Annotated in this window: 13 protein-coding genes; 8 read left to right on the forward strand and 5 right to left on the reverse strand. The window is 66.0% G+C overall.

Features of this window, described 5'->3' with window-relative positions:
* Positions 1–45: 45 nt before the first annotated feature.
* Positions 46–2,871, forward strand: coding sequence for a DNA ligase D (ligD, locus tag VSR82_RS00830; protein WP_498857443.1), 2,826 nt, complete (start codon positions 46–48; stop codon positions 2,869–2,871).
* An 86-nt stretch (positions 2,872–2,957) separates the two neighbouring features.
* Positions 2,958–3,260 (forward strand): hypothetical protein, encoded by a 303-nt coding sequence (locus VSR82_RS00835; RefSeq protein ID WP_429459381.1) that lies wholly within the window; start codon positions 2,958–2,960, stop codon positions 3,258–3,260.
* 22 nt (positions 3,261–3,282) lie between these two features.
* Here the strand turns inward: VSR82_RS00835 and VSR82_RS00840 are convergent, their stop codons facing one another.
* Positions 3,283–4,251 (reverse strand): LysR family transcriptional regulator, encoded by a 969-nt coding sequence (locus tag VSR82_RS00840; protein ID WP_429459378.1) that lies wholly within the window; start codon positions 4,249–4,251, stop codon positions 3,283–3,285.
* A 112-nt stretch (positions 4,252–4,363) separates the two neighbouring features.
* On the opposite strand from VSR82_RS00840, the gene VSR82_RS00845 reads away from it, so the two are divergent.
* Both VSR82_RS00845 and VSR82_RS00850 read left to right on the forward strand, forming a co-directional pair.
* Positions 4,364–5,380: a zinc-binding alcohol dehydrogenase family protein gene (locus VSR82_RS00845; RefSeq protein ID WP_368585960.1), complete on the forward strand. Its 1,017-nt coding sequence runs from the start codon at positions 4,364–4,366 to the stop codon at positions 5,378–5,380.
* Positions 5,381–5,602: 222 nt separating this feature from the next.
* A complete protein-coding gene (locus VSR82_RS00850; protein ID WP_368585959.1) occupies positions 5,603–6,151 on the forward strand; it encodes a DUF6013 family protein in 549 nt (182 codons plus the stop codon).
* Between the two features lie 72 nt (positions 6,152–6,223).
* Here the strand turns inward: VSR82_RS00850 and VSR82_RS00855 are convergent, their stop codons facing one another.
* On the reverse strand, positions 6,224–7,030 hold the full coding sequence (locus VSR82_RS00855) for an ABC transporter permease (RefSeq protein WP_410849153.1): 807 nt from the start codon (positions 7,028–7,030) through the stop codon (positions 6,224–6,226).
* Complete coding sequence (locus VSR82_RS00860) at positions 7,027–7,767, reverse strand: ABC transporter ATP-binding protein (RefSeq protein ID WP_429459375.1); 741 nt, start codon at positions 7,765–7,767, stop codon at positions 7,027–7,029. The genes VSR82_RS00855 and VSR82_RS00860 overlap by 4 nt, the downstream gene beginning before the upstream one ends.
* A 209-nt stretch (positions 7,768–7,976) precedes the next feature.
* Between VSR82_RS00860 and VSR82_RS00865 the strand changes: the two genes are divergently transcribed.
* Together VSR82_RS00865 and VSR82_RS00870 are read left to right on the forward strand one after the other, a co-directional pair.
* Positions 7,977–10,436 carry an AsmA family protein gene (locus VSR82_RS00865; protein WP_429459373.1) on the forward strand — a complete coding sequence of 820 codons (2,460 nt, stop codon included), beginning with the start codon at positions 7,977–7,979 and terminating at the stop codon, positions 10,434–10,436.
* Positions 10,436–10,561, forward strand: coding sequence for a hypothetical protein (locus tag VSR82_RS00870; RefSeq protein WP_429459371.1), 126 nt, complete (start codon positions 10,436–10,438; stop codon positions 10,559–10,561). The genes VSR82_RS00865 and VSR82_RS00870 overlap by 1 nt, the downstream gene beginning before the upstream one ends.
* A gap of 195 nt (positions 10,562–10,756) precedes the next feature.
* Here the strand turns inward: VSR82_RS00870 and VSR82_RS00875 are convergent, their stop codons facing one another.
* Together VSR82_RS00875 and VSR82_RS00880 are read right to left on the reverse strand one after the other, a co-directional pair.
* A complete protein-coding gene (locus VSR82_RS00875) occupies positions 10,757–11,248 on the reverse strand; it encodes a hypothetical protein (protein WP_013089382.1) in 492 nt (163 codons plus the stop codon).
* Entirely contained in the window at positions 11,181–11,516 is a 336-nt protein-coding gene (locus VSR82_RS00880) for a hypothetical protein (protein ID WP_368585954.1), read from the reverse strand. The genes VSR82_RS00875 and VSR82_RS00880 overlap by 68 nt, the downstream gene beginning before the upstream one ends.
* A gap of 116 nt (positions 11,517–11,632) precedes the next feature.
* Here VSR82_RS00880 and VSR82_RS00885 point away from each other — a divergent pair, with 116 nt between their 5' ends.
* A complete protein-coding gene (locus VSR82_RS00885; RefSeq protein WP_429459368.1) occupies positions 11,633–13,243 on the forward strand; it encodes a sensor histidine kinase in 1,611 nt (536 codons plus the stop codon).
* A 54-nt stretch (positions 13,244–13,297) separates the two neighbouring features.
* Complete coding sequence (locus VSR82_RS00890) at positions 13,298–13,789, forward strand: response regulator (RefSeq protein ID WP_429459366.1); 492 nt, start codon at positions 13,298–13,300, stop codon at positions 13,787–13,789.
* The last annotated feature ends 11 nt before the right edge of the window (positions 13,790–13,800 follow it).

Consider the following 13,800-nt stretch of genomic DNA (forward strand, 5'->3'; position numbering starts at 1 on the left):
GCGCGGCCGACCCGCCTATCGCACTCACGCACCGGAGTCATCGCCATGAACGACCGACTCGAGCTCTATCACCGCAAGCGCCGCTTCGAAGACACGCCGGAGCCATCCGGCGCGACGACCCGCAAGCGCGCGGCTAGCAAGACGGGCAAGAGCGCGACGCGTGCCGCGCCCGACACACTGTCCTACGTGATCCAGGAGCACGACGCGCGGCGTCTGCACTACGACTTCCGGCTCGAACTGAACGGCGCGCTGCTGTCGTGGGCGGTTCCGAAGGGGCCAAGCCTCGACCCGTCGGTCAAGCGGCTCGCGGTGCACGTCGAAGATCATCCGGTCGAATACGGTACCTTCGAGGGCGAGATTCCGCCGGGCAACTACGGTGCGGGGACCGTGATCGTGTGGGATCGCGGCACGTGGGAGCCGGCGGGCGGCGCGGCCGAAGCCGCGCGGTCGTACGCGGCCGGCAAGCTCAAGTTTCATTTGCACGGCGAGAAGCTGCACGGCGGCTGGACGCTGGTACGCAGCCATATGCGCGGCAGCGGCGACAAGGAGCAATGGCTGCTGATCAAGGAGCGCGACGAGGAAGCGCGCGACGAAAGCGACTACGACGTGCTGAAAGAGCTGCCCGGCAGCGTGCTGGCCGACGGCGCTTCGAAAGGCAGGAAAACGAAGCAAGCGAAAGCGCAGACGAAAACCTCGGGCGACGCCAAGGTCACGAGCGCGGGCCGGCCGTCGCAATCCGCATCCTCGCGCCGCGCAGCCGATCACAAACGCCCCGACATCGTCGCGACGCGTACCGCGCAGTCGTTACGCGAACTCGCCGCATCGCCATCGATCGAAGGCGCGGTCAAAGCCGCGTTGCCCGCGAGCCTGACGCCGGAGCTGGCGACGCTCGTCGACACTGCGCCGCCTGGCGACGACTGGCTGTACGAAATCAAGTTCGACGGCTACCGCGTGCTCGCGCGCATCGACCACGCGTCGAAAAAGAAGGCTGGTGCCGTCAGCGTTTTCACGCGCAACGGCAACGACTGGACCACCAGGTTCAGCAAGCAGATCGAGGCCATCGCCGGGCTCGACATGCAAAGCGCGTGGCTCGACGGCGAAGCGGTCGTGCTCGATGAACGCGACGTGCCGAGCTTCCAGTTGCTGCAAAACGCGTTCGATGCGCATCGCCCGCAGGACATCGTGATCTATCTGTTCGATCTGCCGTTCCTGAACGGCTACGACCTGCGCGGCGTGCCGCTCGAACAGCGCCGCGCGATTCTGCGCGCGCTGCTCGAAGGCGTCGACGATCGCGTGCTGCGCTTTTCGAACGACTTCGCGTTCAGCGCCGGCGAGCTGCTCAAGAGCGCGTGCGACATGGGGCTCGAAGGCATCATCGGCAAGCGGCGCGACAGCCGCTATGTGTCGGGCCGCGCGCCGTCGTGGATCAAGCTGAAGTGCCGGCGGCGCCAGGAGTTCGTGATCGGCGGCTATTCGGAGCCGGCCGGCAGCCGCGAGGCGTTCGGCGCGCTGCTGCTCGGTGTCTACGACGCCGACGGCCAACTGCAGTACGCGGGGCGCGTCGGTACCGGCTTCGACGCCGGGTTGCTGCGCTCGGTCAAACAGGCGCTCGACGCGCACGCGAGCAAGCGCATGCCGTTCGCGAGCGCGCCGCGTGAGCGCAGCCGCACGCCCGTGCATTGGGTCGAGCCGGTGCTCGTCGCCGAATGCAACTTCGCCGAATGGACGAGCGATGGCATCGTGCGCCAGGCGTCTTTCGTCAGTTTGCGCGACGACAAACCGGCGCGCCAGATCGTCAGGGAAACCGCCCGACAAGGAGCCGACGTGCAACAGCAAACCGAAACCGCCGCCGACGATACGCGGCAACCAGGCGCGCCGAAAAAGCGCGCAGCCACGAAAACCAGCAAGACCGCCAAGACCGCCACGCCTGCCGTGACGGAACGCGCGTCCGCCCGAACCACGGCAACACGCTCGCGCACGCAAAGCGAAATCGCCGGCGTGCGCATCTCGCATCCCGATCGCGTGATCGACAAGAGCAGCGGCGCAAGCAAGCTCGAACTGGTGCAGTACTACGAATCAATCGCCGAATGGATGCTGCCGCATCTGCGCGAGCGGCCTGTCGCGCTGGTGCGCGCGCCCGAGGATATCGGCGGCGAGCTGTTCTTCCAGAAGCACAGCCAGAAGCTGTCGATTCCAAACGTCACGCAGCACGAAGGACTCGACCCGGGCCATCCGGCGCTGATCACGGTCGACACGCTCGCCGCACTGGTCGGCGCCGCGCAGATGGGCACCGTCGAATTTCACACGTGGAATGCGCTCGCGTCGAATATTGAAAAGCCCGATCGGATGGTGTTCGATCTCGACCCGGACCCGTCGCTCGGCTGGGAACGGATGGTCGAGGCCGCGCAACTGACCCGCTCGCTGCTCGACGAACTGGGCCTGAAGTCGTTCGTCAAGACGAGCGGCGGCAAGGGCTTGCACGTGGTCGTGCCGCTCGCGAAGCAGGCCGGCTGGGATGAAGTGAAGGATTTCTCGCAGGCGGTCGCGCAGCATATGGCGACGACGCTGCCGCAGTATTTCAGCGCGAAGATGGGCGCGCAGAATCGCAAGAAGAAAATCTTCATCGACTATCTGCGCAACAACCGCGGCTCCAGCACGGTGGCCGCGTTCTCGGCGCGGGCGCGGCCGGGACTCGGCGTGTCGGTGCCGCTCGCGTGGGACGAACTCGACAGCACGACGAGCGGCGATCAATGGGGCATCCGCAACGTCCACGAGCGCGTGGACGGCCTCTCGAACGACCCGTGGGCCGACTATGCGAAGACCCGTCAGCGCATCACCGCGGCGATGAAAAAACGTCTGGGCGTCGCGTGATGCGCGCTCGTCCAGGTGGCTGAATCAACCCGCGAATTCGCCGTGCGCACTCAGTGCGCGAACGCGCTTCGCGAAGGAGCAATGCAATGAAGACCCAGCCGCAATCGACAGATGGCGACTCGCAAGCCGACCCGCACGCGAACAAGGACCCGGAGTCGTTGCAGGAAGCCGCGGCGCCGCTGCCGCATGAAACCGACCAGCATCCGGAGTCACAGCACGAAGACAATCCGCGCCATGTCGGCAAGCAGGCGCATGAGGATATCGAGCATGGCTTGCAGGATACCGACCGCCGCGGCGGCGGCGAGTATCAGCAGCGCACGCAGAACGACTCGCATACCGATGTGAACTCGGATCGCAAGCAGGGCGGCGCGAAGGGCGGCAGGCGCTGACGCCGCTTAACGGGCGTGACGCTTACGCGCCCGCCGCTCCAACCGGCTCACGATCCCAATACGGCGGATCGCCGAAATGCGCGGCGACGAAGTCGATGAATGCGAGCGTCTTCGGCGGCATGAACGCGCGGCTCGGGTACACGGCCCAGATCGCGACGTCGTCCGCGAGCGGATAGCTGTCGAGCACGCTGACGAGTTCGCCGCTGCGCAGATAAGGCGCCACGTCCCATGTCGATTTCAGCGCGATGCCGAAGCCCGCGAGCAGCGCGTCGCGAATCACCTCGCCGTTGTCGGTGACGAGGCGCCCGCTCACGCGCACGTCGAGCGGGCCAGTGGGCGTCACGAAACGCCAGTCGCGCTGCTCCGACAAAATGATGCACTCGTGCCGCGCCAGATCCGACGGATGATGCGGCGTGCCGTGCGCGGCCAGATAGGCGGGGGCCGCGCACAGCACGCGGCGATTCACCGCGAGCCGCCGCGCGACCAGCGACGAATCCTTCAGCACGCCGACGCGGATCGCGACATCGATGCCCGCGTCGACCAGATCGACCACCTGATCCGTCAGGCGCAGATCGACGCTGACACCCGGATAGTGGCGCAAAAACTCGCTGATCACCGGCGACACATGCTGGCGCCCGAACGACGACGGCATCGTCACGCGCAGCCGTCCCTGCGGCTCCGCCTGCGCGCGGCCGACCGATGCGCGCGCGGCGCCGGCCGCGTCGAGCAGCGCCTCGGCGCGCGTCATGAACACTTCACCGTCCTGGGTGAGGCTGATGCGGCGCGTGGTCCGATGCAGCAAGCGCGCGCCGAGCAGCTTTTCGAGTTGCGCGATCCGCGCGCTCGCGACCGCCGCCGACAAACCGAACTCGCGCCCGGCCGCCGACACGTTGGCAAGCAGCGCGGCGCGCACGAACAGCGCGACATCGAGCAGGTCGAGCCGTTCGCGCTCGCTGGGCAGGGACCGGCCAGCCGGACTTGAATCGTTCATTATTCTGGAAAACAAAAAAATGTTTCAGTGATTATGACTGTTTTAACAGAATAAGAACCGTCTTACGATTCTGGTCATGCTTGCACATCAACCGAACCCACAAGGAGCAGCCATGAAAGCCGTCGGACTCTACCGTTATCTGCCAATCGATCACGCCGAAGCGCTCGTCGACGTCGAGATCCCGAAACCCGAAGCGAGCGGCCGCGATCTGCTGGTCAAGGTCGAAGCGATTTCCGTGAACCCGGTCGACACCAAGGTGCGCGCGCCGAAAGACAGCGTCGAGAAGACGCCGCGCGTGCTCGGCTGGGATGCGGCCGGCACCGTCGTCGCGGCCGGGCCCGAGGTCACGCTGTTCAAGGTTGGCGACCCGGTGTTTTATGCGGGCAGCATTACCCGGCCTGGCGCCAACAGCGAGTTTCATCTGGTGGACGAACGGATCGTCGGACACAAGCCGGCGTCGCTCGATTTCACGCACGCGGCCGCGTTGCCGCTGACCGCGATCACCGCATGGGAAGCCTTGTTCGACCGCCTCGGCGTATCGCCGCAGGGCGCCGACGCAGGCCGCACGGTGCTGATTTTCGGCGGCGCGGGCGGGGTCGGCTCGATCGGCATTCAGCTCGCGAAACAGCTCGGCAAGCTGAAGGTGATCGCAACCGCGTCGCGGCCCGAATCGGCGAAATGGGCACGTGAGCTCGGCGCGGATCACGTCGTCGATCACTTCGGCGATCTGCCTGCGCAGATGAAAGAGCTTGGCATCGAAGAGGTCGACTACGTGCTGATCTTCAACGACACCGACCGCAATTTCCCCGCTGCCGCCCAACTGATCAAACCGCAAGGCGGTATCTGCACGATCGTCGAGAACAGCGCCGCGGTGCCGGTCGAATTGCTGAAGGCGAAGAGCGCCGCGTTTCACTGGGAATTCATGTTCACGCGCTCGATGTTCGGCACGCCCGACATGATCGAGCAGCACAAGCTGCTGACCGAGGTCGCGCGCCTCGTCGACGCGGGCACGTTGCGCACGACGCTCGGCCAGGACCTGGGCCGCATCAACGCGGAGAATCTGCGCCGCGCGCATCAGTTGCTCGAAGCAGGACGCGCGATCGGCAAGCTGGTGCTGACCGGCTTCTGAGATGAAATCGACGCGCAGAAAGCGCGTCGCCGCAAGCGGGTTAACACCCGAGCCGACACGACACGCGCGCCAGCGCGCTTGGCGTTAGACTGACGACGCAGCATGCCAAAACGGTTGCGTGTCTTGCGGCGAGGCCAGCCAGTGTGAACCGGCCGGGCCTCGGCAGTGCACGGGCAGTCGCGTCGACGCGAGCGCGCAGCGGCACAACAACGAGGTGACAGTATGAGCTTCAGCTTCAAACTCTCCGCCGTTTCGGTTGTCGCTTCTCTCGCTTGCGCGCTCGTGCCGGCTGCTCACGCAGCCACGCCGATCACGGTGACCAACAAGGCCGCGCTCGACGGTCCGATCCGCTACACCGTTCGCGTCACGTCGAAACAGTTCGGCAATTCCCAGGAGACCCGCACGATCCGCTCGGGAGAAACGGACGACTTCACGTGGAAGACCGTGCCGCCCGGCGGTCCGGTGCCCGCTACCGATGCATGCCCGGACTATGCGTCGCTGCCGGTCGACGAGAATGGCGCGATGATTCGCCAGACGCAGATCCGACTCGCACCGGTGGTGGCGAGCGACGGCACCGCGACCGTACAGCTGAGCTTCCAGGCGCAGACGCCGCACGGTGTCAAAACCGTGACGAGCGGCGGCAAGACGCTCAAGTGTCCGAACGATGTGCGTATGAGCCAGATCGTGCGTTTCACGATGCCGGTCAACGGCACGACGAAAACGCTGACGCTGAGCGATGGCACTGAGGTGGCCATCACCGCTAAGCGTTGAACGGTCGAGCGCACGCGGCGTGATGGCCGCGTGCGCGAGCCGTAGCACGCTTGAGCGCGTCATCCCGGTGAGTCATCCTTTGCGTGCGTCACGCTCGACGAGCCGCGCCGGCAAGAACTGATGCTCAGCCGAAAACAGTCGCCTGTACGTGAGCAGCACCGCGCCCACCGTCCCCAGCGCCGACGCCGCCGCGATCAGAAACATGATGACGATCTGATAGCGCACCGCCTGCAATGGAGATTGCCCGGCCAGCACCTGGCCGGTCATCATGCCCGGCAAACTGACCACGCCGACCACCGCCATCTGATTCAACGTCGGCATCATGCCCGCGCGCACCGCCTGACGCGCCGGCGCCTGCGCGGCCTCCCAGCGCGTCGCGCCGAGCGCGAGCGCCATGTCGACGCGGTCGCGCCGCGCGGTCAGCTCCTCGGTCATCCGCTCGATGCCGAGCGATACACCGGTCAGCGTGTTGCCGAGGATCATGCCGAGAATCGGAATCGCATATTGCGGCTCGTACCACGGATGGATGCGGATCACGACGAACAACCCCACCGCGGCCACGAGCCACGAGCTGACCCAGATCGACAGCAAGCTGTCCGCGCGTTGTCCGGCATAGGTGTGACTGCCGCGCTGCGCGCCGGCGAAACCCGCGATCAGCGTCATCACGATCATCAGCGGCAGCACCACGTACCAGCGAGCGAAACTGAACACCCAGCCGAGCACATAGCCGATCGCGAGCAACTGGAGCACGGTGCGCACCGCCGCCCATGCGAGCTTGCGTTCGAGATCGAGCTTCAGCGCGACCGACACCGCGCCGTTCACGACGATCAGCAGCGTCGCAATCGCGACGTCCCACAAGCTCAGATTCTGCAGGCTCATGAGCGGGACTCCCGGCGCAGCTCCGCGGCATCGCGTTGGTCCGCGTCGCGCCGCACCGTAGTGTGTTCGGCCAGCACGCCGGCGCGCATCGTCAGATGCCGTTCGCTCATGCGTGCCGCCTGCTCGGGATCGTGCGATACCCATATCGATGCGTGCGCGCCCGGCGCGGCATCGAACCATGCCTGCACGAGCGCTTCGATTGCGCGCGATGAAGCCGGGTCGAGCGACGCGGTCGGCTCGTCGAGCAACAACACTTCGGGCGCGAGTTGCAGCACCCGGATCAGCGCGGCGATCTGCGCTTCGCCGCCCGATAATTCGCTTGCGCGCTTGCCGAGAAAGTCCTCGCCGCGGCCGGCCTGCATCGCAAGCCTGGCCGCTCGCACGCGATCGAAGCGCGCGTCGCGATACGCGCGCAGCTCGAATGGATAGCGCAGATTGTCTTCGACGCTGCCGTCGATCAGCGCGGGCCGCTGCCGGATATACGCGACGCCGCGCCGATAGCGCGGAATCGCCGCTCGCACGAGCGGCGCACCATGCCACAAGATGCGCCCCGCATCGATCGGATCGAGCAGCGCAAGCGCGCGCAGGAATACGCTCTTGCCGGAGCCGGACGGTCCGGTGATCGCGACGCGCTCGCCGGCGCGCAGCGCGAAGGTGGTCTGCTGCAACAGCGTCTGGCCGCGCTGCGCATCACGCCGCACGATGCCGTCGGCGAGGAGGAGGGGAACATCGGTCATGGTTGGAACGTCGTGGGGAGGGTGTCGCTTCGTGCCGGCGCGACGGCGTCAATGCGCCGGTCGGTCTGTCGGCAAAGCGTGCGCCATGATAAAACGACGAGGCGCAATAGCGCACACAACCCACAACCGGCTCGACGATTCATTGCCACGCGCCAGGCACGATAACTGCTGCACGGTGCACAACGTAGAACAACACGCGGAGCCTTTCAATGGCAGTGTCGAGCAGCATCGGACGACGGGTCGGAAAAATCCTTGCATGGCTGCTGGCCGTGCTCGTCATCCTGATCGTCGCGCTCGTCATCTTCATCCTGACCTTCGACTGGAACCGCGCGCGGCCTTACATCGACGACAAGGTGAGCCAGGCGATCGGCCGGCCGTTCGCGATCAACGGCGATCTGAAGGTGGGCTGGCGTCATGCGGTCGGCGAAACCGGCTGGCGCGGCTGGGTGCCCTGGCCGCGCTTTTCGGCGGCCAATATCACGATCGGCAATCCCGACTGGGCCAAACAGCCGCACTTCGCGACACTCGACGAAATCGACTTCGAGGTCGAGGTGTTGCCGCTGCTCACGCACGACATCGTGATTCCGGCGATCAACCTCGTGAATCCATTCGTCGATCTCGAACGTCTTGTCGACGGGCGCAATAACTGGACCTTCAAACTGCCGTCGTCGACCGGGCCATCCGAGTGGAAGCTCGATCTGCACGATATCGCGTTCGCGAAGGGCAATATCGCGCTGTCGGATCAGCAGAAGAAGGTCGAGGTGCAGATGGTCGTCGATACGCTCGGGCAGCCGATCCCGATCGGCGACGCGTTGAAGCAGCAGGAGGCGGCCTCGCGCAGCGCGTCGGCGCAGGCGGTCGGCCGCGCGGGTGCGAGCAAGCTTGCCGCACAGGCCGAAGCGCAGGCGGCTTCGGAAGCGAAGGCGGCTTCCGCAGCGGCGGCGTCCGAAGTTCAGACCCCGGCGCAGGCGTCGGCAGCCTCGGGCCCGGGCGCAACATCAGGCGCGCTTGCGACGAGCGGCGCGGCCAGCGAGAGCGCCAGCACGTCTGCGGCCGTCTCGGCCGCGAGCGGCACCGCACCCGGCGCGCCACGCGCGACACCGCTCTATGCGATCGCCTGGACCGTCAAGGGCACCTACAACCGCACGCCGGTGTCCGGCAGCGGCAAGCTCGGCGGCGTGCTCGCGCTGCAGGACGCGAACCGGCCGTTCCCGGTGCAGGCCGACGTGAAAGCCGGCGACCTGCATATCGCCTTCGTCGGCACGGTCACCGATCCGGCGCATCTCGCGGCGCTCGATCTGCGTCTCTGGCTGCAAGGCAACAGCATGGCGCGGCTGTATTCGCTGACCGGTGTGACCTTGCCCGAGACCCCGCCGTACGCGACCGAGGGCCATCTGATCGGCCGGTTCAAATCGAGCGGCAACGTGTTCACGTATGAAAACTTTACAGGCCGGGTCGGTGGCAGCGATCTGAACGGTTCGCTGACCTATACCGGCCGCCAGCCGCGTCCGCTGCTGAAGGGCGAACTCGAGTCGCATCTGCTGCAGTTTTCGGATCTTGCGCCGGTGATCGGCGCCGATTCGAAGGCGAGCAAGGCGAAGCGCGGCGGCGCGGCCGCGCAGCCGGGCAACCGCGCGCTGCCGGTCGAGGAGTTTCGCACCGACCGCTGGAAGGCGATCGACGCCGACGTCAAGTTCACCGGCCGGCGCATCATCAAGAACTCGAATTTGCCGATCACGGATCTGTACACGCACGTCGTGATGACCGACGGCGTGCTGTCGTTGGTGCCGCTGAAATTCGGCGTCGCGGGCGGCTCGCTCGCGTCGGACATTTATCTCGATGGCAGCGGGGCGCCGTTGAAGGGGCGCTTCGCGATGTCGGCGCGGCATCTGAAGCTCAAGCAACTGTTCCCGAACTTCAAGACGATGCAGAGCGCGCTCGGCGAGATCAACGGCGACGCGTCGCTGTCCGCGACCGGCAACTCTCCGGCGGCGCTCGCCGCGACTTCGAACGGCGAGCTGAAGGCGCTCGTGACCGAGGGCACCGTGAGCCGTCTGCTGATGGAGGCGGCCGGCCTGAACGTCGCGAACGTGGTCTATGAAAAGCTGTTCGGCAATCGCGACGTGAAGATCAACTGCGCGGCCGCCGATTTCGTCGCGACCGATGGCGTGCTCGAAGCGCGCGTGTTCGCGCTCGATACCGGCGATGCGGTGATCAACATCGACGGTCACATCAATCTGCGCGACGAAACGATGGACCTCGGCGTGCATCCGCATACGAAGGGCTTCCGGGTCTTTTCGCTGCGCTCGCCGCTGTACGTGAAAGGCACCTTCAAGGACCCGCACGTCGGCGTCAATGCGGCCGCGCTCGCACTGCGTGGCGGCGCGGCGGTCGGGCTCGGGCTGATCAATCCGTTCGCGGCGCTGATCCCGCTGCTCGCGCCGAGCAACAACAAGCCGCTGCCGTGCACGCAACTGCTCGCGCAGGTGCGGCAGATGCCGAAGGCGCCGCCGCCGGGCGTGAAGCAACAGCCGAAGGCGCCGATGTCGCTGGAGGGCGCGCCGGTCAACAAGTCCTCGGGCGGCGCGTCGTCGCCGGCCGCGACGGATAGCAATCGCAAGCCCGCGACACAGTCGCCGGCGAGCGCGGCCGAATACAAGGGCAGCTGATGTTGTCGGTTTTGCCGGTGGACTCGTTGAACTGGGGCCTCGGCGGCGGCCTGTGCGTGATCTTTCTGTGGCTGATCAGCGTGCCGCCCGCGCGCGAGCGCGTCGATGATGCGATGGCCGAATGAATGGCACGATGCCGCGCGCAACTGCGCGCGGCGGCCGTGAAAGCCCGTGTTTCAATGCAATGAAGCGGACAGGAAAGCAGCGCAGCGCCACCGAAGACGCCAGCGATGCGTGACGACATCGGCTGTCGAAACCGCCGATGGATGACGACGAAACGACCTGTCAGTAACCCTGAACTTCAGGGTATCTGATCGGCGCTATCTGAGCGAGCGCGGTGTTGCATCGCCCGACGCATCCTGGCGACGCACGCCGCGGCGAGTACCGATCCGCGTCGCGCCGAACTCCGTCAGAATCTTGCCGCGCGCACGACTCGCGAACACGAGGAAGCCGAAGCCGTCGGCCTCGTACCAGTAGCCGCCGTTCTCGAGACCATCGAGCGGTTGCTCCAGTGCGTTGGTTATGGATTCGATGCAGCGCCGCCGCAATTCGGCTGGTGCGGGGTAGGGCGGCTGCGCGCCGCGCACACTGCATAGAAGTACGTCGAGTCCGGGCAGTACGTGTGCATAGAGCACCGGTTCGTCCTGCGCGCGAGCCCGCGCAATCTTGGTGTCGAGTTGACCGAACGGCTTGAAATGCCGCAGAACCGCGAGGAACGACTCGTCGCCGTCCACCTTCGCGCGTCTACGCTTTTTCGGGAAGGACATAAAAATTCGCCTGAAAAAGAATTGCAAGAAACGCTGCGTCCTCATGCGACCACTCCCGGCTTTCGCGCGCCGCACGTCGATCTTTTATAGCATACGACAAGGCCGGATTCACGATGATTCGACGCTGCTGCATCGCTCCACCGCTCCCGCACGAATCATGCCGAACCGCCTCGCCGCGCGCATTCGCATCCCAGCACACCTTGTCTCCATCATAGACGCAGGCGGCGCCGAAAAAACATCCCATCCCAATAAAAAAGTCATTTTTGTGTGGTCGAGCGCTTGCAGGCGCGCCGTTGAAATATCTCTGGTTCACGTCGATAATGGCCCGTCCGGCCGCGCGGCGCCCGCCTTACAGGGCGCCACGGGTGTGCGCGAGCCCCGCCGTTCGAGTGACAGCCTGAACCACAGCCTGAACGCCCTGACGGAACCATGAAACTAATCACCAAAGGCCTGCTGCTGATCGCGATACCGAGCGTGGTCGAACTCGCGCTGCTCGGGGTCGTCTTCGATACCCAGGAGCGCACCGCGCAGGCCGCGCGTTGGGTCGACAACAGCAAGCAGATCCTCTACGAGTCCTCGGCCATCGTCGACCCGCTGCTGCGCCAGGCCGCGCGCGTGCGCACCGCGATGGTGACGGGCGAGGCGTCGCTGATCGACCGCCACGCGGTGTGGGTCGACCTGAACGACCGGCTCGCGAAGCTCGATGCGCTCGTAGCCGAAACGCCGGCCCAGGCCGAGCGCGTACGCAGCATGCGGCGCGCGATCGACGCGTATTGCGCACACAGTGTGGCGATCTCGCAGGCCTTGCACGAAGGGCGCAGTCTACGTCCCTATATCGCGCTCGAAACCGGCGAGTTGCCGGAGCAGATCGCCGTGTTCCGCGAGGAGCTGGCCCAGTTCGACGCGGCGGCGTCGGTGCTCGATGTCGAGCGCTCGAGCGCGCTCGGCGAGCGTCGCGGGCTTCAGCAGCGCGCGCTGATCGCCGCGGCGTTCGGCTCGATGCTGATCTGGGCGGTCACCGCCTTCGTGTTCGCGCGCGGCATCGGCCAGCGCCTCGAAGTGCTGACCGATAATGCCGAGCGGCTCGGCAGCGGCCGGCCGCTCGCGGCGCCATTGTCAGGCAGCGACGAAATCGCCGCGCTCGACACGGTGCTGCATCAGACCGATGCGCGTCTGCGCGAGGCGGAAACCGGGCAGCAGGCCCTGAAGACGGAGCTCGAAGCACGCGCGCGCGACCTGGCGGGCGTCAATGAGGAATTGCGCCAGGAAACGCAGGACAACGAGATGTTCATCTACAGCGTGTCGCATGATCTGCGCTCGCCGCTCGTCAATCTGCAAGGGTTTTCGAAGGAACTGCACGTGTCGTGCGACGAACTCGACGGCCTCGTCGGGCAGGCTCGCTTGCCTGAGAACGAAGCGCGGCGCATGACGCAGATTCTCGATGGCGACGTGCGCGAGTCGTTGCACTATTTGCGCACCGCGGTTGCGCGCGCGGCGGCGATCATCGACGCGTTGTTGCGCATCTCGCGCGCGGGACGGCTCGAATACCAATGGCAGCGGGTCAGCGTCGGGCGCGCGGTGGCGCGGGTCGTCGATGGGCTGCAAGGCACGATCGAGCAGCGCGCCGCGAGCGTCACGGTGCGCGAGCTGCCGCCCGCATGGGGCGATCCGGCGGCGGTCGAGCAGATCTTCAGCAACCTGATCGGCAATGCGCTGACTTTTCTCGATCCGGCGCGCACCGGGCGCATCGAGGTCGGCGCGCTGGCGCCCGAACCCGTCGATGAAACCGAGCCGCGCGCGGTCCGTATGCGCACCTATTACGTCCGCGATAATGGGCTCGGCATTCCGGCCGCGTATCTATCGAAGGTGTTTCGCGCGTTCCAGCGTCTGCATGCAGACGTCGCGAGCGGCGACGGGATCGGCCTCGCGGTGGTGCGGCGCACGGTCGAACGGCACGGCGGGCGCGTCTGGGTCGAATCGGCCGAAGGCGCCGGCTCGACTTTTTTCGTGGTGCTGCCCGAGCAGCCGGTGCGCTTCTGAGCGGCGCGCATGCCGGCGCGGGTATGGATGACGAATCGTTGGCACGGAGAGCCTATGAATCACGCGCAAGCGGTCAGCATCGTTCTGATCGAAGACGACGACGGCCACGCGACGCTCGTCGAGCGGAATCTGCGCCGTGCCGGCATTTCGAACGGCTTCGTGCGCTTTCGCGACGGCCAGCAGGCGCTCGATTACTTCTTCGGCCCCGCGTCCGCTGAGACATTGACCGACACCGACGGCCAGCCGTATCCGCCGCGCCAGAATCTGGCGAATTTCGTCGTGCTGCTCGATCTGAAGATGCCGTGCGTCGACGGCTTCGAGGTGTTGCGGCGTCTGAAGAAAGACCCTGAGACCGCCGCCGTGCCCGTGATCGTGCTGACCACCACCGACGATCCGCGCGAAATCGCGCGCTGCTACGAACTCGGCTGCAACGTCTACGTCTGCAAGCCGGTCGAATACGATACGTTCGTCGAAGCCGTGCGCCGGCTGGGCTTTTTTCTGCAAGTGGTCAAGCTGCCGCCGGGGCATCGGCTCGCGCCGGCCTGAAGGCGTCCGAA

Source organism: Burkholderia sp. JPY481, from assembly GCF_038900515.1.
GTDB classification, from domain to species: Bacteria; Pseudomonadota; Gammaproteobacteria; order Burkholderiales; family Burkholderiaceae; genus Paraburkholderia; species Paraburkholderia youngii.